At 62.9% G+C, this 23,039-nt stretch carries 20 protein-coding genes and 1 tRNA gene; 5 read left to right on the top strand and 16 right to left on the bottom strand.

Annotated elements, in window-relative coordinates; translation table 11 throughout:
* Positions 1-127: 127 nt before the first annotated feature.
* The 7 genes from ACMGFE_RS18890 to ACMGFE_RS18860 all read right to left on the bottom strand — a co-directional run bounded on the left by ACMGFE_RS18890 (position 128) and on the right by ACMGFE_RS18860 (position 5,190).
* Entirely contained in the window at positions 128-1,033 is a 906-nt protein-coding gene (locus tag ACMGFE_RS18890; RefSeq protein ID WP_436926811.1) for a complex I NDUFA9 subunit family protein, read from the bottom strand.
* Between the two features lie 282 nt (positions 1,034-1,315).
* Positions 1,316-1,516 (bottom strand): hypothetical protein, encoded by a 201-nt coding sequence (locus ACMGFE_RS18885; RefSeq protein ID WP_436926810.1) that lies wholly within the window; start codon positions 1,514-1,516, stop codon positions 1,316-1,318.
* Between the two features lie 384 nt (positions 1,517-1,900).
* Positions 1,901-2,395 (bottom strand): hypothetical protein, encoded by a 495-nt coding sequence (locus ACMGFE_RS18880; RefSeq protein WP_436926809.1) that lies wholly within the window; start codon positions 2,393-2,395, stop codon positions 1,901-1,903.
* Complete coding sequence (locus ACMGFE_RS18875; RefSeq protein ID WP_436926808.1) at positions 2,392-2,919, bottom strand: hypothetical protein; 528 nt, start codon at positions 2,917-2,919, stop codon at positions 2,392-2,394. The genes ACMGFE_RS18880 and ACMGFE_RS18875 overlap by 4 nt, the downstream gene beginning before the upstream one ends.
* Positions 2,889-3,944: a hypothetical protein gene (locus ACMGFE_RS18870; RefSeq protein ID WP_436926807.1), complete on the bottom strand. Its 1,056-nt coding sequence runs from the start codon at positions 3,942-3,944 to the stop codon at positions 2,889-2,891. Before ACMGFE_RS18870 ends, ACMGFE_RS18875 begins: the two co-directional genes overlap by 31 nt.
* A gap of 151 nt (positions 3,945-4,095) precedes the next feature.
* On the bottom strand, positions 4,096-4,695 hold the full coding sequence (locus ACMGFE_RS18865) for a hypothetical protein (protein WP_436926806.1): 600 nt from the start codon (positions 4,693-4,695) through the stop codon (positions 4,096-4,098).
* Between the two features lie 114 nt (positions 4,696-4,809).
* Complete coding sequence (locus ACMGFE_RS18860; RefSeq protein ID WP_436926805.1) at positions 4,810-5,190, bottom strand: hypothetical protein; 381 nt, start codon at positions 5,188-5,190, stop codon at positions 4,810-4,812.
* A gap of 462 nt (positions 5,191-5,652) precedes the next feature.
* Here ACMGFE_RS18860 and ACMGFE_RS18855 point away from each other — a divergent pair, with 462 nt between their 5' ends.
* Complete coding sequence (locus ACMGFE_RS18855) at positions 5,653-6,252, top strand: hypothetical protein (RefSeq protein ID WP_436926804.1); 600 nt, start codon at positions 5,653-5,655, stop codon at positions 6,250-6,252.
* 482 nt (positions 6,253-6,734) lie between these two features.
* Here the strand turns inward: ACMGFE_RS18855 and ACMGFE_RS18850 are convergent, their stop codons facing one another.
* The 3 genes from ACMGFE_RS18850 to ACMGFE_RS18840 all read right to left on the bottom strand — a co-directional run bounded on the left by ACMGFE_RS18850 (position 6,735) and on the right by ACMGFE_RS18840 (position 9,750).
* Complete coding sequence (locus ACMGFE_RS18850; RefSeq protein WP_436926803.1) at positions 6,735-7,421, bottom strand: hypothetical protein; 687 nt, start codon at positions 7,419-7,421, stop codon at positions 6,735-6,737.
* A gap of 574 nt (positions 7,422-7,995) precedes the next feature.
* Positions 7,996-8,068 (bottom strand) — tRNA-Pro (locus ACMGFE_RS18845).
* A 464-nt stretch (positions 8,069-8,532) separates the two neighbouring features.
* Positions 8,533-9,750: an MFS transporter gene (locus ACMGFE_RS18840; RefSeq protein ID WP_436926802.1), complete on the bottom strand. Its 1,218-nt coding sequence runs from the start codon at positions 9,748-9,750 to the stop codon at positions 8,533-8,535.
* Positions 9,751-10,036: 286 nt separating this feature from the next.
* Between ACMGFE_RS18840 and ACMGFE_RS18835 the strand changes: the two genes are divergently transcribed.
* Entirely contained in the window at positions 10,037-12,193 is a 2,157-nt protein-coding gene (locus ACMGFE_RS18835) for a dipeptide ABC transporter ATP-binding protein (RefSeq protein ID WP_436926800.1), read from the top strand.
* 21 nt (positions 12,194-12,214) lie between these two features.
* Here the strand turns inward: ACMGFE_RS18835 and ACMGFE_RS18830 are convergent, their stop codons facing one another.
* Positions 12,215-12,991, bottom strand: coding sequence for a class I SAM-dependent methyltransferase (locus ACMGFE_RS18830; RefSeq protein WP_436926799.1), 777 nt, complete (start codon positions 12,989-12,991; stop codon positions 12,215-12,217).
* 192 nt (positions 12,992-13,183) lie between these two features.
* Between ACMGFE_RS18830 and ACMGFE_RS18825 the strand changes: the two genes are divergently transcribed.
* Both ACMGFE_RS18825 and ACMGFE_RS18820 read left to right on the top strand, forming a co-directional pair.
* Positions 13,184-14,038: an HpcH/HpaI aldolase/citrate lyase family protein gene (locus tag ACMGFE_RS18825; protein ID WP_436926797.1), complete on the top strand. Its 855-nt coding sequence runs from the start codon at positions 13,184-13,186 to the stop codon at positions 14,036-14,038.
* 114 nt (positions 14,039-14,152) lie between these two features.
* Entirely contained in the window at positions 14,153-15,025 is an 873-nt protein-coding gene (locus tag ACMGFE_RS18820) for a halocarboxylic acid dehydrogenase DehI family protein (protein ID WP_436926796.1), read from the top strand.
* A gap of 31 nt (positions 15,026-15,056) precedes the next feature.
* On the opposite strand, the gene ACMGFE_RS18815 is transcribed toward ACMGFE_RS18820, so the two are convergent.
* The gene (locus ACMGFE_RS18815; RefSeq protein ID WP_436926795.1) at positions 15,057-15,797 is read right to left on the bottom strand and encodes an MBL fold metallo-hydrolase; all 741 of its coding nucleotides are present in this window, start codon (positions 15,795-15,797) and stop codon (positions 15,057-15,059) included.
* 36 nt (positions 15,798-15,833) lie between these two features.
* On the bottom strand, positions 15,834-16,640 hold the full coding sequence (locus tag ACMGFE_RS18810) for an oxygen-binding di-iron domain-containing protein (RefSeq protein ID WP_436926794.1): 807 nt from the start codon (positions 16,638-16,640) through the stop codon (positions 15,834-15,836).
* Positions 16,641-16,769: 129 nt separating this feature from the next.
* On the opposite strand from ACMGFE_RS18810, the gene ACMGFE_RS18805 reads away from it, so the two are divergent.
* Positions 16,770-18,938, top strand: a complete 2,169-nt coding sequence (locus ACMGFE_RS18805; RefSeq protein WP_436926792.1) for an acetate--CoA ligase family protein — start codon at positions 16,770-16,772, stop codon at positions 18,936-18,938.
* 93 nt (positions 18,939-19,031) lie between these two features.
* On the opposite strand, the gene ACMGFE_RS18800 is transcribed toward ACMGFE_RS18805, so the two are convergent.
* Genes ACMGFE_RS18800 through ACMGFE_RS18790 form a run of 3 tightly spaced genes read right to left on the bottom strand, consistent with a single transcriptional unit; the run spans position 19,032 to position 23,037 of the window.
* On the bottom strand, positions 19,032-21,137 hold the full coding sequence (locus ACMGFE_RS18800) for a dipeptide ABC transporter ATP-binding protein (protein ID WP_436926791.1): 2,106 nt from the start codon (positions 21,135-21,137) through the stop codon (positions 19,032-19,034).
* Positions 21,134-22,054, bottom strand: coding sequence for an ABC transporter permease (locus tag ACMGFE_RS18795; protein ID WP_436926789.1), 921 nt, complete (start codon positions 22,052-22,054; stop codon positions 21,134-21,136). Before ACMGFE_RS18795 ends, ACMGFE_RS18800 begins: the two co-directional genes overlap by 4 nt.
* Entirely contained in the window at positions 22,054-23,037 is a 984-nt protein-coding gene (locus ACMGFE_RS18790) for an ABC transporter permease (protein ID WP_436926788.1), read from the bottom strand. The genes ACMGFE_RS18795 and ACMGFE_RS18790 overlap by 1 nt, the downstream gene beginning before the upstream one ends.
* Positions 23,038-23,039 lie beyond the last annotated feature (2 nt).

Below are 23,039 nucleotides of genomic sequence, written 5' to 3'. Positions count from 1 at the left end.
CGATCGAGCTGAAAACTCATTGAGAGGAATTGGGAGCGGGATTTATTCGTCGTCCAGTTGCCAGAATCCGGAGACGCACTCGGCTACCCGGAAGCACTGTTCGACGGGTCGCCGAAAGACGGGCGCGTCAGCCCGGCAGACCCAGGTACGACCGGAACGTGCGGAGCTCGCGCTCGTCGACGCCGAACGCGTCGACGTCGTTCGAATCGACCGTGTTGTCGAGGCGCAGCGACCGAAACTGGTCTTTCCCCATCGGGAAGCCGACGCTGCCGAGGACGGAGAGGCCGACGTTCGCCATCGCCATCGGCAGCGGGACGATGGAGACGGACCTCCCCTCGGACTCGTAGACCAGTTCGGTCACCTCCCGGAGCGTCAGCACCTCCGGGCCGCCGATCTGGTAGGTCTCCCCGACGTGCTCGTCGTCCTCGACGGCGTCGGCCATCATCGGAACGAACTCCCCGACCCAGATCGGCTGAAAGCGCGTCTGTTTCCCGCCACCGGGCAGCGGATACACCGGCAGGCCCGGCGCGAACCACGACTTCAGTTTCTTGGTGAACTCGACGAACTCGCCGCCCTCGCCGAAGATGATGGACGGCCGGAATATCACCCACTCGAGATCCGACTCGCGGACGAGGTCCTCGGCGTGGCCCTTCGAGCGCAGGTAGTGGGTCGGCGCGTCGGCGTCCGCGCTCAGGGCGCTCTGCTGGACGAACCTGTCGACGCCGTGTTCGGCCGCCGCGCGCAGGCAGTGCTCCGTCCCGCCGCGGTGAACCCGGTCGTGCATCTCGTCGCCCCCGTCCGGCTTGAACAGCGGCGACAGCGCGACGAGGTAGACGACCGCGTCCTGCCCCTCGAAGGCGCCCTCGATCGAGTCGTAGTCGGTCACGTCGCCCGCGTACGTGTCCACGCCGTCGGGCAGGTCGCCGTCTTCGGGCCTGCGCGCCAGCACGGTCACGTCGTGGCCCCGCTCGACCAGTTCCCTGCAGAGGTGCGACCCGACGAAGCCGTTCCCGCCGACGACGAGTGCGTTCATGTCAGAACTGTTGAACGCCAGCCCCCTAAACGTTCCCGCCCAACTGGTGGTGTATCCGCGCGTTCGAGCGTCCGAACCGGTCGGCGGGTGGAAGTGATCGGCGGTCCGAAGCGGTCGGCGGGTCGAGTCGATCGGCGGCCCGAATCGGTCGACCGCCCGAAGAGTTCTCTCGTACCGGCTGGGTGCGTTGCACCCGACTCGTTCGGACGGACGCCCGAGCAGCTGCTCGACCGACCATCGGAGCGGCTGCACGGGACTCTGGCCGGTCTCGGCTGCCTCGACTCAGACGAGTTCCCCCTCGTTCACCAGTTCGCGCTCCACCTCGCTCCCGAGCAGTTCCAGGGCGATCGCTCTCCCGCACGTCGGGCAGGCGTACGTGATTTCGCTTCCGATGGCCTCCTTCTCGTACATCTCGACCGCCGCGTGGCCCGCCCCGCACTCGACCGGTTCGACTCGCTGTCTGAGGTCGTCCGCCGTGGACATACCTGCCAGTTCGACGGAGTGTGTAGTAAAAGTGTGCTCGATCACGGACACTTGTTTCCCAGTCTTCTGGTCGATGGTTTCCTCTATCCCCAGCGTCCCTTCGTCGTCCCACCTGCGTGCGCACTGGCGGCAGTACCAGTGATTGTTCGTCGGTGCGACCTTGTGCCCGTTCGGACACTGGAGTCGCCAGCTATCCTCCTGCGTCTCAATCGTCAACTTCGACATGGCCAGTCGGCGAATTTCGAGGGGTGTGTAAAAGAACCGAGTCTGAGGGGGTGAGTGAAAGTAAAACCGCCAATTCTACGGGATCAGAGGCTATTACGTACAAATTTTGCTGCGAGAAAGAATGAGATACTGAAAAAATAATACGAAGAAAACTCGTCTTCAACCTAAAGCAATGAGTAATACAATAGGGACGAGATTGGCAATGATCACGAAGACTGCTTTGTAGTACAGATATATCACGTGACCCCGGATGTTAAGGGGAATTCGGTCAAGATTGCTATACTTATTTGGATCCCGTTCCTCAAAATATTTTTCAGTTAGAACGCGCGCGAATAAAATAGTTAAGAAGCTGATTACACCAGCAATGATAGTTGTATTCAGATTGGCGGTATTATCAAGGGCCTTTGTCATGAAAACAATGAATACAGCAGTAAGTCCAAAATCGTAGTAGAGCATACATTGTTTGTAGTGGAAGCTATGAGTCGCCGCATCTTTGATATCGTCCAATTCAACTTCTCCAACGAGATCGCCGATATGTACTCTTTCTATTTGGTCTTCAAATTTTGAGCTTACCCCGGCCCCCAATAATTCGATAACAATAGTTGTGAAAAACGGAGTAAGTTCAAGGATGAGCCTTGCATCCAGCACTGTCACTTTAAGTTAATTCGAGGAAAGACATCTGGGCCGGTTATAGTTCCCCGAGACGAGTTCTGATACTCATAGTCCAGGGAGACTTCCAGAGTTTCCTCTGAAACAAGTGTTTGTGTTGATTGTTTGATGTCGATCTTAAATGAATTAGCTCCAGCACTACCGATTGAGGCAGGACCCACGGTTATATCTTCATCATGCTCAGGAGCTGAAGAGCCGGATTTTGAATGAAATTCAATTGCGTCATTTTGGCTATTTAGAATTACTTCTGTATCAACAGTATGCCTTTTTGCATTTTTTATCTCGACGCTCTGAGAACCAGTCTCTCTCTTCCCTAACGTGCACTTCTCAGAAGTGCCATCTACGCAGGAGATTAGATCTATATTGCCGTCGCTCCCACAGGAATCAAAGCATTTTGTTCCTTTTAGATTAGGGTTTCCAGACATCTGTTTTCCCACCTCACGCTCATTTAAGTTAGATTCTTCGATAGTAGATGATGCTATCCAAGAATGAATTTCGCGGTCTCCCATACCGACTGCCGAACATCATCACTAGTGATTGTGCCAGGATCAATCGTTCGGCCTGCTTCATTCGACTTGTATTCCTGAGCCAAGTACGTCGAAAGAACGCTTCTGATAGTTGTAGAGGTGAGTTCATCCTCTGGCATGAACAGAGCTGTGATTTCATTCACACCTTCCACTCCCGTAATATCTCGTTCCCACGTAACTTCGTACTCATGATCTTCACTAGCTACAGCAAGGAAGCTACAATCGCGACGATCATACAACCTTGGAGCAATTTCACCAAATTTCCCTCTCATCCACCTATTACCAAGCGTAAATTCTAAACTCGATTCAGATACAATACTCGAATCTGATTCTAAGCAATCAATGAAATCAGTGATTTTAGTATCTGTTTCCCAATAAACCGAGATACGCCCATTCTCAAACTTCTCGACCTGAAGTTCAGTTTCCTGAAGAGTGCTAATTGCAATTCGCTCAAAAGATTCTCCAGACCTTGTGATTTCGCCAGCTACTCTACTCAAAGTCTCTAAGTACCTGAACTCACCTACGAATTCCTCGTCAGTTTCATAGAACTGAGAAGATGCTTCTGGATCGAATAAACGATCAACGTCGAGGTCAGTGTTATCAAGATAGTTCGGATATTTTCTGTATACATACCTAAGGAGTTTTTCTAAGTTCCAATTGTTGTATCTCGATTTTATCTTTTCAAGTTCGCTAAATAAGGGTTCGTATGAAGGGAGAAGTGATTTCGCCTCACGGATCCCATCTGGCGTTAGTGAGTACTTGTATTTCGGATTTCCAACGCTATTAAACTCAACGTTACGTTCAATGAAGCCTGATTCAATTGCCCTCTCCAAATCAGATTCTAATTCCCAGGAATATGGTCCGAACTTATCAGGTTCGTATGTGTATCTAGGGGGAATTCTTGTCTCTTCTTGAGCCAGAAACACTAATTTCTGGAAGCGAGTGGCACCCTCTACGGCGGTAGAATTGCGAGTATAGAGGATGATAAGGGGTATCGGGGGTGCCATCGTTATATGATTTGATTGACTCGGAGCATGGTGTCTAGTACCTAAAAGTTTGATCCTTGCTATCAGTAGTGGTTGTTATGACAAGAACAACTCACCTTGGTAAATCCGACGATCATAGTTTAGACAACGGAGACAATTGGTGCGGTCATAATTAGTTATCGTCTTGGTACACTACGTTCTGTTCTTCTAAGGCCGGCTCTACTGGAAGTCCGACTTTCCTCCCAAGTTCAAAGGCACCATCTTGGTACATCTTCCTGGCTGGATAGTTGACCGGACACATGAACGTGAACGCCAGCGTCCCGTCGTAGCAGAACAGGTTCGTGAACGCGAAGTCGCCGAAGACGTACTCTTCGCGGTCAGTCGGGATCTCCGGCAGGTCAGCCATCAGGCAAATGACTTCGAGCAGGTCCTTCTCCAGGGCCGCGTAGTCCTCGCCCAGCTCCGCGAGCGTCGAGAGCGGTTCCCCGCTCTCGTGGTGCGGACAGTCTATCGGTTCGTCGGTGACGAACGTCATCCCGTCCGGGTGGTCCACGAATAGGTCGAATTCAAGGATGTACTCCGGTGCGTACGAGATGTTGAGTTGGGTCACCTCCAGCGGAAGGTCGTCGGTGAGTTCTTCGAGGTCGTCCTGTGGCTCCTTCAGAGTGAGAAGGCCCCGGATTGCGGACTTGATTCGCGCTCGCGTCGCGTCGTCCAGAACTCTCTCACCCGTCCACGTTTCGCCGATCTCGACGGCCTGGTTCGTTGCCATCGTCGCTCGAATCCAGGGAGGGGTGGTAAAAAGAGGCCAGCCTGGTCCGGAGTGGAAGTGAAAGTAATCCGCTATTGCTTTTCCAGCCCGAATCAGGCGTATAATGCAGCCGAGCTATCTATCCACATACATATTCCAACAGACGGTCGATAACGTGAATGGAACAAAAAGAATTGCTATCATTATGAACACCGCGGCAACCTCAATCGAACTGGGAAGCTTGAGTGCTGCAATTAACATGACTAGACCGATGCCAAGTAGGAGCGACGACACCGCTCCTGACATAAACGTAAAAAATCGAAGCTCCTCTGCACCTAGCTTCCCTACGCCACCAGATTTCCCGGGTTCATTTGCTCTACTTTCGGAATATTGTAAAATAGCCTGGGTAAATATAGCGAGTGCAGGAATAAATAGCGCTATTAGTTGAATCAAACTAAGCGCTATCCCGCCTTCGTCGCTCACTCCAGATATTGAGTCCACGTTGATGAAGAACATAGGGACCGAGACGAACAACGCGCTTAGAACGAATGATACGGCAAATCTACGGAACGTACGTGAAACCATGATTTCAGAAATAGAACGCTGTTACAAAATATTATGGTAATGAGACAGGTGTGAATTTGCTGTCTTCGAGGGTTTGTACGCGAAAACTCGTGAACACAGAGCGAAAATACCGTCCTAAGCGAGTATCCCAAGCCTCCGCTGTTAATAAACTCCACACCGGATACCTCACAAGTTCCGCGATCCGCCACTCGACTGGGAGAACATGAGCGCAAATATACACACAGATTGATCCCTCTAGTGTGCATATCGCGTCGAATGCCTTTCTCAACGTGTGACCGCCAGGGGTAGTGTGAAGAAGTACTCCCTCGATTGTACGAACCCAGTGAAAACGCCGCCTTGTTGGTCAGAACTTGACCCGTCATTTCATATAGGAAGTCGAGTAATTAACTCTCCATGGCAAGAACGTGCGACAGCTGCGGTGAATCATTTGAGACACTCAGCAGCCTCCGTCTCCATGATTGTCCAGATGAGGGCGGTCTGGTTGAAGATGCACTATTGCCCGAGCCAAAGCCGGATGAAATGCCAGATGAGGTCATAGATAAAGAGCAGTTTGAAGAATTGAAGAATGACGCCCGGATTTCTCGCGTCGAGAAAATGTTAGATATGCCGCTTCCCGGAGATCGCGAAGCAATTTCGATAGTAGTCGAGATAGATGGCTATTCATACGGTCTGCACTGTGACCACGACACTGCGGAGTGGGCTATCGTTGCTGAAGGACCCGACTACGAAGAGGTGAAAGAGAAACACATGGGATGGCTTTCTGAAGACATAGGCGAAGTAACAGGTGATGCACCCAGCCCAGATTTCTTAGATAGCCTCGACGTCCCCGACAAAATCAGAAAGGACTGCGATATGTGTGATGGTTCACATGAACTAACGGCACAGCCCGATTCGTTCCCCTCTTCGATGGGACTCATGGAATACGAGGGCGTTTGTGATGAAACCGGGCACCCGATAATAATCACCAAAGACCCTGATGAGCTATTAGAATAATCTAGACTTCAAGAAGGGAATTCAGGCCTATGAAGGCCTTTCCATCGCCTATTTCCTGATACCAAATCCCTCAGTTCTAGGAATGTCCTGCGTGCTATAGGCGCCAAACTAAGACGTATTCCTCAGTGGTGAAACCCGATGTTTCTCAACAGATAGCGCTGATACTCACCGAATCCACCGAAATCTCGGATAGATTATCTACGTTGCTACTCAACTGCTTTACACTGAGTCACTGAAAACCACCAGACAGCGGTCGGGTGTAAAGGTGCAAACGGAAAGCCACCCCCCATAGTATACAATGGATAGCCCATCGCGCCCGCTCGCCTCGATGGCGAGTGGCGCACGCCATGGGCCGCGCTTTGAGAGCGGCCGGCGGAGTGTATATATAAGACGCGCGACGGGCGAATAACCATTATTCATTGCATGTTGCTACTTGGACAGAAGCCTCAATATAGTGGATTTCAAGAGAACCAGTAATTGCCTTAGCGGCGTCGAGCTTCTAGAAAGGAGTATGAAGAGAATATAACGTTCGAATCATCAATAGAGTAAATATACAATCGTTGCAGCAAGCGTGTGTCCTCTTCGTGAATATTTGATTTTATAGTGCCATCGACCCGTATCCAGTGGAAATCCTCCAAGTCGTAATCGTTATCTCGGGCAGTCATTTCATGCCCGAACATACCAATAATATATTTTTCCTTTTGTCCGGGTTCTAAGAACTCAGTCGTGTTGCGCCAATCCCCCATGCCGCCTTCGTAGACCTTTATCCGATCGGGTAAGTCTTCATAAGCAATCTCATCATCCAAAATAGGATACTCAGATTCAGTCTCAGCTACTGGAGCAAGCGATAATTGGACTGTCGCTTCAATCGGAACTTGACCAGTATTCTCGAACACAAGAAATCCAGTCCGTTCATCATCTGTCTCGTGATGGATGGATAGCCGAGGCCGTCTCATAAACTCGACTTCCTTTCGCATGTATTCTGTCTGTCTTCGCGAATAATAGACAGTTATCGCGGTGATGAGTGCTAAGAAAAGAGTACCAAAAGCAACTGCCTCGTCCGCGGTATAGAGGTCCGTTTCCAGATAGATAACGACCGTGGCGAGGAATAGCACAACAGCGATAATCACCGGCTTTTCGTATTCTGATACCCGAGTTAATCGACTCACATCCGGAGATCTGGTTGATATGTTATACTATTTTCTTCTCGACAGTAGGTTGTGTGTTGAGCAAATACCCTGAAATTTCGCGTGTCCGCCAAGGGAGGCAGGCAGGCAGGTTTCGGCTCGACACTCTGAGATGCGGTGCTGTGTATTTTGATGATGTGGCCTTAGCCACACCCCTAAGTGGAAACGCGACCGCCCCGGTCGCGTTTCCGCTCGGGCGGTGGCTTCAGCCCACCGCCCATAGCCCACCGCGCCCAGCTCGACGTCCTCTATCTCCTGCCTCACCCTGCGGTGAAACCCGCAACAGGGGCGAAAATACCCGGGAAGTAGAGGGGATTGAGAGTGTCGCCACTACCGCGAACGGGACGCTCCCGGTCCGCGGGCAGGCGGCCGCTACGCCAGCAGCCTCCAGGCGTCGACTCTACAGCGCTCGCCGTCCGGTCGTGACCTCATCACCCCGGCAGACCAGATAGCGCTCCCCGAAAGTTCACAACCCACTCACCAGTGTCGAAGTCACAACGAGAGACACCCTTCCGAACTCGGTCGCTGTCGCTCGGCACGGAGCGTCGGTGAAAAGTGGGCCGGCGCGAATTTGAATCGCGGTTACGGCCACCCGAAGGCCGAAGGATACCAAGCTACCCCACCGGCCCGTGCTGGTAGCATCTGAACGAAGACGCCGGCTGTTTTTAACGCTTCCGAACCCGGGCGAGGACCGCGAGGCGGCGCTCCCGTCCGCCGGTCGGGGTCGTTCGAGACACAGCGCGGGGCAGACCGCCAGTAGGGCCTCGCTATCCCGGAAGGCAGTCGCAGCGCTCCGTCGACTGCCGAGACGCCGAACCGGTCACAGCCAGGACCTGCGGCCGGCGACGACAGTCCCGGACGCGGCCGAGCCGCCGAGACCGAGACGGTCACGTTCGGGTCTCGGACTCGCGGTAGTCCGTCGTCACCTGGGCGGTGACCGCGTTCCCGTCGCCGGTGTCGGCGTCGACCCAGATCGGGACGTCGACCGCGTCGACTGCCTCCTGGCGTCGCGCGCAGTACCAGACCGCCGCGCAAGTACCGATCGAACGGGCGAGACGCGTGATGGCTGCATCACGTCGATTCGACGGCCGCGTCAGGCCGAATCGGACAGCCAGAGAACGACGGAGAGACCAGTCGCGACGAGCAGTGCTGCGGTGAGGAGCCAGAACGCCGGCTGTAACCCGGCCGTCTCGGAGAGGACGCCCACCAGGGCGGGAGACGACGCGCCGGCGATCATCTGTACCGTTCGCACCGCGCCGAAGCTCCCGCCGGTACCAGCCGCGGGGAGCACCGACATCATGTACGCCCCCCGGACCGGGCGGTACCCGTGCGCGCCGAGGCCGAGACAGACGACCGCCGCGCCCAGCGCCACGGGGCCACCGACGTCCGTGAGCAGGACCACCGAGCCCAGACCGGTCGACGCGAGGGCGAGCGTGAGCACGACGAGCGGGAGGGCGCCCGTCCGGTCGCTGACCTCGCCGGTGAGCAGTTGCACGAGACTCACGACGAACAGGGCGCTGAACAGGAAGCTCGCGGTCGCCGACGCGAGCCCGGCCTCCCGGGTGAGGTACAGCGGGAGGAAGGCGAGCGCGGCGTTGTAGGCGAACGAGAACAGGGTGATCACGGCGACGAATACGAGGAGTCGCCAGTCGTGGAACAGCGCTGCGTACTCGCCGAGCGGGACGCCACCGCCGTCGGCCGCTTCGTGACCGGTCACGTCCGGGACTCGAGCGGGTACCCGGAGGACGAACACGGCGGTCACGCAGAGCCCGGCGACGCCGGCGACGAGGAAGGTCGTCCGCCAGCCGGCACCGAGCAGGCCGACCGTGCCGGCGAACGCGACCACCACCACGGGGGCAGCGGCGCCACCGAACGTGCCGAAGGTCTCGAACACGCCGAGCGCGCGTCCGGTCTGGGCGGGGTAGGTGCGCGAGAGCAGTTCGACGCTGACGGTCTTGAGCGTCCCCGTCCCGGCCCCGATCGTCACCATCGCACCGACGAGGACGACCAGCGGGGCGTCGACGGCCAGTGCGAGGGCTCCGACGGCCGCGAGCGACGCTCCCGCGGCGAGGACGGTCACGGAGCTGAACCGGTCGGCGAGCAGTCCCGAAGGGAACTGGAGCAGCGCGTAGACGAGCAGGAGGCCGCTGTACGCGCCTCCGAGGGTCGCGGTCGAGACGGCGTACACCCCTGCGAGGTGCTCGAACAGCGGCGGGAACGCGAAGCGGACGAACTTCCCCAGGAACCACAGCGAGGAGGTGAGCACGATCGCGTCGAAGCGGCCGAGTCGACGAAACAGCGACCGGTCCACGCTCCGTCACCACCGGCTCGTTCGGCCGTCGAGTCCGGTGTCTGTCCCGAGTCTCCCACGGGTCGGGGCGGAACGGTGCCCTCCCGACTGCACGACCGACCGGGAGAAAGGCGGTCGCTCGGCCGTCATGTTGCAGATCGGTACGATCCGAGGGTTCTTAACGATGATCCGTTATAGTCTTCGGCAGTATGGTTCGGCGCGAGCGCGGAGCGACGTGTTCCACGAGAGTCGACAGCCACCGCCCGCGCAGGGTCGGCCTCCGACCGTCGCCCGGCGGGGTGTGGGGATGACGCTCCTCGACGTCGACGACCTCGTGGTTCGATACGACACGCGAGACGGGCCGCTCTACAGTGTGAACGGCGCCTCGTTCGCAATCGACGACGGGGTCAACTACGCGCTGTCGGGCGAGTCGGCGTCGGGGAAGTCGACGACGGCGAAGGCGATCCTCGGGCTCTTGCCCGACCACGCCGAGATCGAGTCGGGAGAGATCGAGTTCGAGGGGCGGGACCTGCGGTCGCTGACGCCGTCGGAGCGACAGGACCTCCTCTGGGAGGAGATCGCGTTCATCCCGCAGACGGCGATCGACGCGCTCGACCCGGTGATGACCGTCGGTGCGCAGATCCGCCAGGCGATCCAGACTCACCGGGAGGTCTCCGAGGGCAACGCTCGCCGGCGCGCCCGCGAGCTGTTCGAGACCGTGGGGCTCGACCCCGACCGAGTCGACGACTACCCCCACCAGTTCTCCGAGGGGATGCGCCAGCGGGTCGTCATCGCGATGGCGCTCGCACTGGAGCCGAAACTCGTCGTCGCGGACGAGCCCACCACCGGGCTCGACGTGATCGTCCAGGACCAGATCATCGACAACATCCTCCAGATACAGGAGGAGACCGACAGCTCGCTGCTGTTGATCACCCACGACCTGAGCGTCATCGCGGAGACCTGCGACGAGATGTCGGTGCTGTACGGCGGGAGCGTCATGGAGCAGGGGAGCATCGACAACCTCCTCTTGAGCCCGTCGAACCCGTACACGATGGGGCTGAAAAACGCCTATCCCGCGCTGGACGACGGCGGCGACAACCTCGTCTCGGTCCCGGGGAAGCCGCCGAACCTTACCTCGGAACCGACCGGGTGCGTCTTCGAGCCGCGGTGCCCGTTCGCGAGCGAGGAGTGCGCGACGACCGACCCGGAACTGGAGGCGCTTCCGTACCGGAACCAGCGCGTCGCGTGTCACAACGTCGATCGAGCGACACGGATGCGCCGCGAAGCTGAGGACGCCTCGACGTGGGGCGGGGGCGCGGCCGGATCGCGCCCGGACGACGGCGAGGTCCTGCTCGAAGTCGAGAATCTCCGGAAGTGGTACGAGCGCTCGGAGTCGCTGCTGGGCCGCCTCCCCATCGGCGGCGTCTCGCCGTCGGTGACCGGCCTCTCGAACAGCCTCCGCCGGTGGTACGAGCAGCGCGGCGAGATCCTCAGCGAGGTGCTCAGCGACGGCGAGTCGCACGTCCGCGCCCTCGACGGCGTCTCCCTGTCCGTCGCGCGCGGCGAGATCCTCGGCGTCGTCGGCGAGTCGGGCTGCGGGAAGTCGACGCTCGGGCAGACGCTCGCGCTCCTGGAGGAGCCGACCGGCGGCGGGTTCAGGTTCGACGGTCGGTCGCACGAGTACTACCGGGACGGGAACCTCCAGTCGTTCAGACAGCGGCTACAGATCATCTTCCAGAACCCTTACGAGTCGCTGAATCCGCGGCTGACGGTCGAGCAGCTCGTGAAAGAGCCGCTGACGATCCACGGCTACCGACTCGACGAGCGCCAGGAGGCCGTCCGGGAGACGCTCGAACGCGTCGGGATGGCGCCCGCCGAGTGCTTCCTCGAGAAGTATCCCAACGAGCTCTCCGGCGGTCAGCGCCAGCGCGTCGCGATCGCGCGAGCGCTCGTCATCGACCCCGACTTCCTCGTCTGCGACGAGCCGGCGTCGATGCTCGACGTCTCGCTCCAGGCAGAGGTGCTCAACCTGCTCCGGAGCCTCGCGAACACCGAGGGGATCGGCGTGCTGTACATCTCGCACGACCTCGCGAGCCTCACGCAGATCGCCGACCGACTGTCGATCATGTACCTCGGACGGTTCGTCGAGGAGGGCCGGACCGAGCGCATCGTGAACGACCCGAAACACCCCTACACGGAAGCCCTGCTCTCGGCCGTTCCGGAGACCGACCCGCGGGGGGGCCGCGAACGCGTCGCCCTCGACGGGAAGCCGGCGGACCCGGAGGGGCTCCCGACCGGGTGTCGGTTCGCCCCCCGCTGTCCCAAGACGACCGAGCGGTGTCGGGCAGAAGAGCCCGAACTCGACGAGTGGACGAGGACGGACCACTCGGCGGCGTGTTTCCACCCGGCGAAGGACCCGGTGACGGGCGAACCCGCCCGCGTCAGCGAATCGGCCGACGATTGATGCTGCGGCCGCGCTCGCCGCTCACCGGGTCGCTCGAACGAGTAGCTTGAGGTTGGCGAACGACTCGATCGCACCGTTCTCGTAGGCGAGTTCGAACGTCTCCGCGGCACCGGGCGGCGGGTCGTCGAAGGCGGCTTCGACCCGGTCGCGGCGCTCGGCGGGCGCGTCGACGTTCGCGACCCACTCGTCGTAGTCGAGCGTCTTGGTCACGACGCGGGAGGTCTCGACGGTGAACCCCGCGTCTTCGAGCCACTCGATCCAGTCGGCGACGGCGTGCGATCGGACGTGCGTCGGGTCGCGGACGCGCTCGACGGTGTTGAGGAAGTCGTCGAGCGCGTCGTCCGCCGGCGCGACGTTGTCCTCGAAGGCGAACGTGCCACCGGGTTCGAGGACGCGCGCAACTTCCGCGACGAACGCCGTCGGGTCCGGGAAGTGGTGGGCGGCGATGCGACAGGCCACCGCGTCGAACCCGTCCGCGGCGAACGGCAGCCGTTCCGCGTCGCAGACGACGCCCTCGACGGCGGGAAACGCTTCGGTCGCCGTCGCGACCATGTCCGGCGCGGCGTCGGTGGCGACGACACGTTCGACGCCCGCGTCGACGAGTGCGCCGGCCGTGTGGCCGGCACCGGTGGCGATATCGAGACCGCGCTCGGCCGACGCGCACCACTCGCCGAGCTGGTCGAGGTCGTCGCCGGCCCGGTGGACCTCGCTGTCGAGGTACTCGGCGGCGTGGTCGCCGAAGTGCGCGGCGGTCGAACGCTTCCGGTCGCTGCCGTCGCCGTCGCGCCCGTCGGTCATGTCTCCCACGTCCGGTCGCTCGGACTAAGCTGTTCTGGCCGCGTCTGTGGGCCGCCCGCTCGCGCTCGATAGGCCGCGATTCCCGCACGCTCGCAGGCTCCAGACCGCCCAGCGCAATCGCGCCGCTCGATCGCCCGGCCGACGCCCGGAACCGACCGCGGGTTTTTCCGGGGCAGCGGCCGTGGCTCCACCATGGCCCAGCGCTCACTGCTGTACTCCCCGGGCGACGACCGCGAGATGCTGGAGAAGGCCGTCGAGACCGCCGCCGACACCGTCATCTTCGACCTCGAAGACGCGGTCGCACCCGACGCGAAGGACGAGGCGCGGCGAACGGTACAGTCGACGCTCGACGCCCTCGACGACCCGGAACCGCGTCTCAGCGTCCGCATCAACCCCTACGACCACACCGGACGCGAAGACGTCGACGCCGTCGTCGGCGACGTCCGAAACCCGCCCGACAGCATCCTCCTCCCGAAAGTAGACGACGCCGAGGCAGTCGAGGCCCTGCACGAGCACCTCGCGGAACTCGACGCGGGCGACGTCGACATCGTCCCGCTGATCGAGACGGCGGCGGGCGTCATCTCGGTCGAGGAGATCGCCGCTGCACCCGGCGTCACCGCCGTCGCGTACGGTGACCAGGATTTCACCGCCGACATCGGCGCGACGGTGACCGACGACAAGACGGAGTCGCTCTACGCCCGGCAGAAGACGGTCGTCGCCGCGGCCGCGGCGGGCGTCGACGCGCTCGACACCGTCTACACCGACATCGCGGACACCGACGGCCTCCGGGAGCAGACGGCGTTCGTCGTCGATCTGGGCTTCGACGGGAAACTCGTCATCCACCCCGACCAGGTCCCGGTCATCAACGAGGCGTTCACCCCGAGCGACGACGAACTCGAGTGGGCGGAGGACGTGCTCGCCGGGCAGGAGCAGGCCAGCGAGGAGGGGGCCGGCGTGTTCACCGTCGACGGCCAGATGATCGACCCGCCGCTGGTCGAGCGCGCCCGGAAGATCGTGGACCGCGCCGAAGCGGCCGGGATCCGGTGAGCGGCCGAGACCAGACGAGCACGTCGGGGCCCGACGAGTACTTCGGGCGCGTCGAGAGTGTCGACGTCCGAGACGCGCGACAGTCACTAACACGGCCCGCCCCAAGGGCCGTCGATGGACCGCTCGAAGCAAGTGTACGAGGCCGACGCGAGCGGCTGGCAGCGCGGCCTCTACGACGACGTCAAGGCGACGCTCCGCGCACCGACGGTGAACTCCATCTGGCGGATCCAGATGCACCACGTCCCCGAGTTCCTCCGCTACGCGTGGGGGCAGATCAAGCCCGTCTTCCAGACGCGCGAGTTCGCCGCGTTCAGCGTGGCCTACCGGGACATCCTTCTCTCGGCCGTCGAGGATGCGCTCCCGCGGTACGACCCCGCGTCGGTCGATGTGTCCCCGAGCGCGTTCACCGAACTACGGGGGCAACTCGCCACGTTCGACGCCGTCAGCCCGCGGCTGATCGTCCTGTTCAAACTCGTGTACCGACGGCTGAACCGGCGGTCGGTGGGGTCGGACGCCGGTGACGCGAGCGCCGCGACCGCGCCGTTCCCCGAGTGGCTCGACGACGGGCGCGGTCGCCCTCCGACGATGCTGTCGCAGGACGACGCCCGAGAGGTACTCCCCGAGAGCCTGGAGGCGTCGCTCGGCGACATGGTGCCGAGCATCTACCGCGTTCTCGCGCAGTGGCCCTCGTACCTGGAGCGGGCGTGGACCGACCTCGAACCGAGATTCCAGGGCGAAGCCTACCTGGCCGCCCAGACCGACGCGCTGGAGCTGGCGGACACCTTCCTCGACCGGCTCCCGTACACGCCGCGAGTGGGCCCCGACGCGCTCACCGAGATGGGCTTCGACGACGAGACGATATCCGCGGTACGTGACCTCTACGAAACGTTCGTCGACGTGGGGACGAGGGTCGTCCCTCGCCTCCCGGTCTTCGCGGCGACCGTGGACGCCGCGGGGGAGCGCGACGCGCTGACGTTCCCCGAGTAGGGCCATCTTCGCTGGGCCTGACGTAGCCGCGCTACGCGACGACGTGCTCCGAGGCGATCCGTTCCATCGCCTCGCGGAGCCGCTCGCGGTAGGTGTCGACGTCGTCGCCTTCGATGGGGTTGCCGTGGATCGGGGCGACGGCGTTCACGTCGTACTCGGCGAAGATGTCGTCCAGCGTCCGGTCGACCTTCTCGGGGGCGACGTAGCGCAGCCAGACGAGGTTGTCGCGGTGGTACTCGTAGATGCGCTCCGCGGGCGTCACGTCGGGGAAGTCGCCCGACAGATAGTCGCACTGGCCGGGATCGTGGTAGTTGCCGAAGCCGTCGGCGGTGAACAGCACGCCGTCGCCGTGGTCGTAGATCCACGTCGTGTGCGAGCGGTCGGCCAGCGGCGGGTCGATGAAGCTGAACGCCCGACCCTGGACGGTCAGTGACCCGCCGATGTCGCACTTGCGAGCGTCCGGAAGCCCCTGCTGGGCGGGCGAGGCCGACGACGCGACGAGGTCCACGTCCGCGGTGTCGCCGCCCAGCGGCGAGACGTTCGCCGCGTGGGGATAGTCGGAGTGCGACAGGATGATCGCGTCCGGTCCCTCGCCGTCGGTCGCCTCGTCGACGGCTTCGGCGATCGCCTCGCGGTGGTAGAACGACCCCGAGTCGATCAGGACCGTGCCGTCCGGCGCGCGCAGTAGGTACAGCGAGACGTGTTCGTGACTCCCCTCGTGGTCGTAACACTGGTTGATCCACTCGACGCGGTCCGTGACCTGTACCGTCATGATGTCACCTGGAAATTGTCGTGTGCAGTCATCTGATCACCCGAGCGTCCCGATGCGTCCCTGGTCGTCGATGGTCCGGGTCACGTCTTTCATCAGTTCCATGTAGTCGGTGGCGTCCTCGCGGATGACGAGCCCGTGCGCGGGAGCGATTATCTCCGGGTCGAACTTCCCGACGAGGTTGTCGATCTCGGCGTTGGTCTTCTCGACGTCGACGTACTGGTACCAGAAGAGGACGCGGCCGTGGAACTCGACGAGTCGGCTGGCGTCGAACTCGCCCTCTAACTCGTCGACGAAGGTCAGCTTCTCGTCGTCGAGGTGGATGAACCCCATCCAGTCGACGGGGAACAGCGTCTCCGTCTCCCGTTCGGTCATCCACACCGAGACTGGCGCGTCGAGGAACGTCGCCTCGTGGAACTCGACGACGCGGTCGCCGAGGTCGATCTCGTCGCCCTCGGTGACGTGGATCCCCTCGTCGAGGTGGTACAGTTCGTGGTCGTTGCCGTAGCCCGGCGCGACGAGCGTCGTCTCGGGATGTTCGTCGAGGATCGCGAGCGCGTTCCCGGCGTGGGGCACGTCGGGGTGCGAGACGACGAGGTAGTCGAGTCCGCGGTCGCCCACGAGGTCGTCGATAGCGGCGAGGATGTGCTCGGTGCTCGCCGGCGAGAGCGTGTCGAACAGCAGCGTGGCCTCGCCGCCGTCGACGAGGTACGCGCACTGGGGCACGTACGCTTCCCGACCGGCCTCGTACCACTCGGGGTCGCGGTCGGCCAGGTCCCACGACTCGGTTCGGTCCGGCCCGGCCTCGTAAATCCAGTGGACGCCGGGCGCGATTTCGCGTGGCATGTGTTCGCAGATATCGATGGACCCACAAAAGCCGTCGTGACGGTTCGCGGACCCCTACTTAACTGCCGATGATGACCGGCCGCCATCGGGAGCACCTTCAGGCCCGCGTCTGCGGAAGAGTCGACCGTCATGACCGGAAACGGAGCGGCCGGGCCCGCCGCGAGCGACGCGGCGGGCCGCGCGCCGGAACTCGACCCGCTGTTCGACCCGGACTCGGTCGCCGTCGTCGGCGCCAGTCCCGACTCGTTCTACTCGGGCAACCTCGTGGACAACCTCCTCGACTACGGCTTCGACGGGACGCTCTACCCCGTCAACCCCGGCCGGGACGAAGTGTGGGGCCGCGAGTGCTACGACGATATCGACGACGTGCCCGAGACGGTCGATCTCGCCGTCGTGAGCGTCCCGCGGGAGTACGTCGTCGACGTGGTGCAGTCCGCGGGCGAGCGGGGCGTCCCGACGGCGCTCGTCCTCACCGCGGGGTTCTCGGAGGCCGACGAGGAGGGTGCCGAACTGGAGGCGCGACTCGCCGAGACGGCCGCCGACGCCGACATCCGGGTCGTCGGCCCGAACTGTATCGGCGTGATGAACGCCCGGGGCGCGACGCTCACCTCGACCTGCTCGCGCAAGCCCGAACCGGGTCGCATCGGCCTCGTCAGCCAGTCCGGGGCGCTGGCGTTCACGACCTTCTTCGAGCGGGCGGCCGACAGGGACCTGCACTTCAGCCACATCGTCTCGACGGGCAACGAGGCCGACCTGACGCTGACCGACTACGTCGCCTACCTCGCCGATCAGGAGACCGTCGACGTGGTCTGTACCTACGTCGAGGGGATCGACGACCCCGATCGATTCATGCGCGTCGCCGAGCGCGCGACTCGCGGCGGGACACCGGTGCTGACGGTGAAGATCGGCCAGTCCGACCTCGCCGAGGAGGCGACGCTGTCGCACACCGGGTCGCTCACCGGCAGCGACGACGCGTGGGCGGCGGCGTTCGACCAGACCGGCGTCCAGCGGGTCCCCGACATCCCGGACCTGCTCTCGCGGGCGACCGCCCACACCGCCTACGACGAACCCGACGGCGACCGCGTCTGCATCGCCTCGACCAGCGGCGGCCTCGCGAGCCTCCTGGCCGACATGGCCGCCGAACGGGACCTCGCGCTCCCCGACATCGACGGCGAAACCGAGCAGACGTTGCTCGACATGGACGAACTCCTGACCTACGGGGAGTTCCACAACCCCGCCGACATCCGGGGCTACGGCGCGGAGGTGCTCCCCGAGATCGCCGACGCGGTGCTCGCCGACGACGCCTTCGACGCCTACGTCTTCGCCATCGGCCTCCCCGGCGTCGACGAGCGCGCCGAGACCATCGCCGAGGACCTCGAAACCATCGTCACCGAAGCCGACGCCCCAGTCTACGTGCTCTGGACCGGCCGGAAGGTGCCGGACGACCCGACGGTAACGCCGCCCTACGCCCGGCTGCGCGAGTCGGTCCCCGTCTACGAGGACCCCGGACGCTGTCTCGACGCGGTCGCCTCGACCACCCGGTACGTCGCCGACCGCGAGCGGTTGGCCGACCAGCCGTCCAGAGGCGACCTCGCCGCGGATCTCGGGAGGAACGCGGACACGCCCGACTTCGACCTCCCACGCGGTCGCGTCCTGACGTGGGCCGAGACCGAACCGGTACTCGACGCTTACGACGTCCCCGTCGTCGAGACGCGCGTGGCGACCGACGCCGACGAGGCAGTCGCGGCCGCCGAAGCGGTCGGCTACCCGGTCGTGCTGAAGATCGACTCGCCGGCGCTCCCGCACCGGACGGACATCGGTGCCGTGGAACTCGGTCTCGACTCGTCCGAGAGGGTTCGCGAGGCGTACGAGGACGTGATGGACGCGGCGCTGGCACACGCCGACGCGGACGACGTGGCGGGCGTGCTCGTCCAGCCGATGGTCGGCGACGGCGTCGAGGCCATCCTCGGGGTCGCGCCGGGCGACGTGTTCGGGTCGCTCGTCACCGTCGGCCCCGGCGGCGTCCTCGTGGAGGCGCTCGACGAGAGCGCGACGCTCGTCCCGCCGTTCTCGCGGGCCGACGCGCGCCGTGCCGTCGAAGGCACCGCGCTCGCGGACCTATTGGCCGACCGTCGCGGGGGCGAGGCGCTGCCCGTCGACGCCGTCGTCGACCTGCTCGTGAACGTCGGCGATCTGGCCGCCGCCGTCGACGCGGTGGCCGAACTCGACCTCAACCCGGTCGTCGTCACCGAGGACGGTCCTGTCGCGGTCGACGCGCTCCTCCGGACGCGGGACTGAGCGGCTCCTTTTTCCGGACAGTTCTGTCGCTCGCGGGATCAGTGTCCCGTCGGCGAGTCGGAAAAACAGCGATCAGCGGCGATAGACCGGTCGCTACGGCGTCGCTTCGTCGCTGACGACTTCCGAAACCGTCTCTTCGTGCGCCTCGGCGTACTGCTCCAGCAGTTCGCTCTCGACTTCTTCGACGGGGAAGAAACAGGCCGCCTCGTGGTCGCCCTCCTCGAACGCGTCCCGTGCCGGTTCCTCGCCGCGACACTCCGCCTGGGACTTCGGGCACCGGGGCGCGAAGTTACACCCGTCGGGCAGGTTGACCGGGTTCGGCGGTTCGCCGGGCAACAGCACCCGCTGGCGGTCGGCGTCGGGATCGGTCTTCGGCGAGGCCGACAGCAGCGACGCCGTGTAGGGGTGTTTCGGCGTGCGGACCACGTCTTCGGTGGACCCGATCTCGGCGATCTTGCCGAGGTACATCACCGCGAGTCGGTCGGCGATCTGCGTGAGGCTCGCCAGGTCGTGCGAGATGTAGACGATGCCGATGTCGCGGTCGTCGGCCATGTTCCGGAGGATGTTGAGGATGTTGGCCTTCAGCGAGACGTCGAGCATCGACGCCGGCTCGTCGCAGATGAGCAGCTGCGGTTCGAGCACGAGCGCCTGCGCGATGGCGACGCGCTGGCGCTCCCCGCCCGAGAGCTGGGCCGGCAGCTTGTCGAGGTACTTCTCGGCGGGCTTGAGCCCGACGTCCTCGATCGTCTGGCGGACGCGGCGGTCGATGGTCTCGCGGTCGTGCCCCTGGATCTTCAGCGGTTCGGACACCGCCGCGCGTACCCGCTGGCGCGGGTTGAGCGAGTCGAACGGGTCCTGGAAGATGAACTGCACCTGCGAGCGGAACGTCCGCGTGCTCTCCTCCAGCAGGTCGTCCACCGGCGTGCCGTCGATGTAGATCTCGCCGCCGGTCCGCTCCTGGAGCGCGGCGATCACCTCGGCCAGCGTCGACTTGCCACAGCCCGATTCGCCGGCGACGCCGAGGATCTCGCCCTCGCGGACGGTGAGGTTCACGTCGTTGACCGCCTTCACGTAGTCCGGTTCCCTGCCGCGCAGGTCGTCGAGGATCCCCTGTGGCTGTCTGAACCACTTCTCGAGGCCGTCCGTCTCGAGGATGACGTCGCCGGGACCCGCCGAACGGTCGCGTTCCTCGCGGACATCGATCCCCCACGTGCCGGCGTCGTCGGCCTCGTCGCGCATCTCGTCGGCCTCGTCAGTGTAGTAACAGGCCGACACCTGCCCGTTGGCCTGGACGAGCGGCGGGTGGGCCTCCTCGCACTGCTCGGTGGAGAACGGACACCGGTTGCGGAACACGCAGCCGGTCGGCTCGCCGATGAGGTCCGGGAGCGACCCGGGGATCGAGATGGCCTGCTGGTCGAACTCGTCGACCTCCGGGAAGGCGTTTTTCAGCCCCATCGTGTAGGGGTTGGCCGGCGTGCGGAAGACGTGGTCCGTGTCGCCCTGTTCCATCACTTTCCCGCCGTACAGCACCGACACCTCGTCGCACGACTCGGCGACGACGCCCACGTCGTGGGTGATCATCAGGAGCGAACTCCCGATCTCCTCCTGGATCTCCATCAGTTTGTCCATGATCTTGTCCTGGACGATCACGTCCAGCCCGGTCGTGGGCTCGTCGGCGATGAGCAGATCCGGCTCGAGCGCGAGCGCCATCGCGATGGTGACGCGCTGGCGCATCCCGCCGGAGAACTGGTGTGGGTAGTCGTTCGTCCGAGCCGGGTCGAGGCCGACCATCTCGAACACCTCGGCGACGCGCTCGTTGGCACTCGCCTTCGTCACGTCGCGGTGTTTGCGGATGGCCTGGCGGATCTGCGCGCCGACGGACATCACGGGGTCGAGCGAATCCATCGCGCTCTGCGGGATGTAGGCGATGTCCTCCCAGCGGACGGACATCCAGTCCTTCTCGGAGAGGTCGATCATCTCGCGGCCGTCGAAGCGGATACTGCCAGAGCGGATCTGGCCGTTGTCGTCGAGCAGCCCGAGGATGGACTTCGCTAGCGTCGATTTGCCACAGCCGGACTCGCCGACGAGCCCGTAGGTGTCCCCCTCGTCGATCGAGAAGGAGACGTTGTTGACCGCGTGGACGTCGCTGCCCGGCATGCGATACGTGATCTTCACGTCGTCGACTTCGAGTAGACTCATTCTTGCTCCGTTTGCAGGTCGGGGTTGACTATCTCCTCGAACGCCCGGCCGACCAGGAAGACGGCCGTCGTGACGGCGCCGATACCGATCGCGGGCGGCAGGACCCACCACCAGGCGACGCGGATGGCGCCCGAGCGGAACACCTGCTGGAGCATCCGGCCCCAAGAGGTGGTCGTCGGGTCGCCGAAGCCGAGGAAGGCGAGCGACGCCCCGGCGACGATCGACCAGCCGACGGCGTAGGCGGTGTAGAGGAAGCCGATCCCGAGCACGTTCGGCGCCACGTGCAGGAACATCGTCCGCATGTGGCCGGCGCCTCTGGCGCGGGCGGACTTGACGAACGTCCGCTCTTTGACGGTCATCACCTCCGAACGGATGACCCGGGCGGGCATCTTCCAGAGGAAGACGACCAGCACGGCGGTGATCACCCAGATGCTCGGCGTCACGAACGAGAGGATCACCAGCGCCATCGGCAGGAACGGGAGCGCGAACGTCAGGTCGGTCAGCCGCATCAGGAACTCGTCGACGCGGCCGCCGAAGTAGCCGCTCGTGAGGCCGACGAGGAAGCCCACGACGCCCGTCCCGACGCCGCCGAACAGGCCGACGATCAGCGTCGGTCGCGCGCCGGCGAGGAACTGGCTGAAGACGTCTTTTCCGAACGACGTCGTCCCGAGGATCGCCTTCCCGCCCGGGGACTGCAGGCGCATCATCGTCCCACCTCGCTGGAGCGTGTCCTCGATCGGGTGGTACGGGGCGATGTACGGCCCGAACACGCCGAGGAACCCGAACACGACGATGGTGACGAAGCCGACCTTCGCCGAGTTGTCTTCGAGGACGAAACGCAGCGTGCGTCTCGCCCGCCCGAGTTCCGATCGGAGGCGCTCTTTCGCCGTGTCGGTGTCGAAGGAGTATCCCGACATCAGACGTCACCTGCCTCGACCGTCGGGTCCAGTTTCGCGTACGCGACGTCGGCCGTGAGGTTCATCACGATGACCGCCAGCGCCATGATGAACACCGCAGCCTGCACCGTGGGATAGTCCTGGTTGAGGATGGCCTGGACGAGCGCGCGGCCGATGCCCGGCCACGCGAAGACGACTTCCAGCGTGATGACGCCCTGGAAGAGCATCCCCGTCCGGAGGGCGAAGTAGGTCACCAGCGGCAACAGGGAGTTGCGGCCGGCCCGGCCGAGTTGCTCCATGTCCGACAGGCCCTTCGCGCGGTGAAGCATGAGGAACTCCGAACCCTTGCGCTCGACGACCGAGTTGCGGGCGAGCATCAGGAAGTCGCCGCTGTAGAACAACACCGTCGCCGTGAACGGGAGGATGTAGTGTTTCAGGAAGTCGACGGAGAGGTACGTCTCGAGGTAGCCGTCCGGGTTCGCCAGCGAACTGCGCATCCCGAACGCCGGGAGCCAGCCCAGCCCGTACGAGAAGATGATGAGCAGGAAGATCCCGGTCACGAAGATCGGGACGGCGCGGAAGACCGTGGTCACGACGATGCTCGACTGTTCGAACCACGACCCGCGGTTCCAGCCGGCGTACATGCCGGCGAGCGAACTGACGATCGCCGTCACGACCAGCGCGGGCAACAGCAGGACGAGCGTGTTCATCAGCGCGGGAACGATGATCTCGCCGACCGGCCGCTGCTGGGTCAGCGAGACCCCGAACTGGAACGTGAACAGGTTCTGGATGTATTTGATGTACTGTACGTAGATCGGTTCGTCGAGTCCGTACATCGCGCGCACGTCTTCGACTTGCTCCGGTGTGAGTGCGCCCGAGGCGACCAGCCCGCTGAACGGGTCGGCGGGTAACAGTCGAAGCGTGGCGAAGATGACACTGACCGCTATCAGCGTCAGCATCGCGGCGATGAGGGTTCGTTTTATCAGAAATCGTCGAAAGCTCATTG

The organism is Halosimplex amylolyticum, assembly GCF_051414035.1.
Taxonomy (GTDB): Archaea; Halobacteriota; Halobacteria; order Halobacteriales; family Haloarculaceae; genus Halosimplex; species Halosimplex amylolyticum.
Note: the sequence above shows the minus strand (reverse complement) of the source record. Positions and strands in the feature narration are given on the sequence as shown.

What these genes read in the sequence shown, in the direction of transcription:
- ACMGFE_RS18810 (WP_436926794.1), bottom strand. Translation starts at nt 16,640, where the DNA reads ATGCCACGCGAAATCGCGCCCGGCGTCCACTGGATTTACGAGGCCGGG.
- ACMGFE_RS18885 (WP_436926810.1), bottom strand. Translation starts at nt 1,516, where the DNA reads ATGTCCACGGCGGACGACCTCAGACAGCGAGTCGAACCGGTCGAGTGC.
- ACMGFE_RS18790 (WP_436926788.1), bottom strand. Translation starts at nt 23,037, where the DNA reads ATGAGCTTTCGACGATTTCTGATAAAACGAACCCTCATCGCCGCGATG.
- ACMGFE_RS18825 (WP_436926797.1), top strand. Translation starts at nt 13,184, where the DNA reads ATGGCCCAGCGCTCACTGCTGTACTCCCCGGGCGACGACCGCGAGATG.
- ACMGFE_RS18875 (WP_436926808.1), bottom strand. Translation starts at nt 2,919, where the DNA reads ATGGGAGACCGCGAAATTCATTCTTGGATAGCATCATCTACTATCGAA.
- ACMGFE_RS18860 (WP_436926805.1), bottom strand. Translation starts at nt 5,190, where the DNA reads ATGTTCTTCATCAACGTGGACTCAATATCTGGAGTGAGCGACGAAGGC.
- ACMGFE_RS18795 (WP_436926789.1), bottom strand. Translation starts at nt 22,054, where the DNA reads ATGTCGGGATACTCCTTCGACACCGACACGGCGAAAGAGCGCCTCCGA.
- ACMGFE_RS18800 (WP_436926791.1), bottom strand. Translation starts at nt 21,137, where the DNA reads ATGAGTCTACTCGAAGTCGACGACGTGAAGATCACGTATCGCATGCCG.
- ACMGFE_RS18855 (WP_436926804.1), top strand. Translation starts at nt 5,653, where the DNA reads ATGGCAAGAACGTGCGACAGCTGCGGTGAATCATTTGAGACACTCAGC.
- ACMGFE_RS18820 (WP_436926796.1), top strand. Translation starts at nt 14,153, where the DNA reads ATGGACCGCTCGAAGCAAGTGTACGAGGCCGACGCGAGCGGCTGGCAG.
- ACMGFE_RS18830 (WP_436926799.1), bottom strand. Translation starts at nt 12,991, where the DNA reads ATGACCGACGGGCGCGACGGCGACGGCAGCGACCGGAAGCGTTCGACC.
- ACMGFE_RS18835 (WP_436926800.1), top strand. Translation starts at nt 10,037, where the DNA reads ATGACGCTCCTCGACGTCGACGACCTCGTGGTTCGATACGACACGCGA.
- ACMGFE_RS18890 (WP_436926811.1), bottom strand. Translation starts at nt 1,033, where the DNA reads ATGAACGCACTCGTCGTCGGCGGGAACGGCTTCGTCGGGTCGCACCTC.
- ACMGFE_RS18870 (WP_436926807.1), bottom strand. Translation starts at nt 3,944, where the DNA reads ATGGCACCCCCGATACCCCTTATCATCCTCTATACTCGCAATTCTACC.
- ACMGFE_RS18815 (WP_436926795.1), bottom strand. Translation starts at nt 15,797, where the DNA reads ATGACGGTACAGGTCACGGACCGCGTCGAGTGGATCAACCAGTGTTAC.
- ACMGFE_RS18865 (WP_436926806.1), bottom strand. Translation starts at nt 4,695, where the DNA reads ATGGCAACGAACCAGGCCGTCGAGATCGGCGAAACGTGGACGGGTGAG.
- ACMGFE_RS18805 (WP_436926792.1), top strand. Translation starts at nt 16,770, where the DNA reads ATGACCGGAAACGGAGCGGCCGGGCCCGCCGCGAGCGACGCGGCGGGC.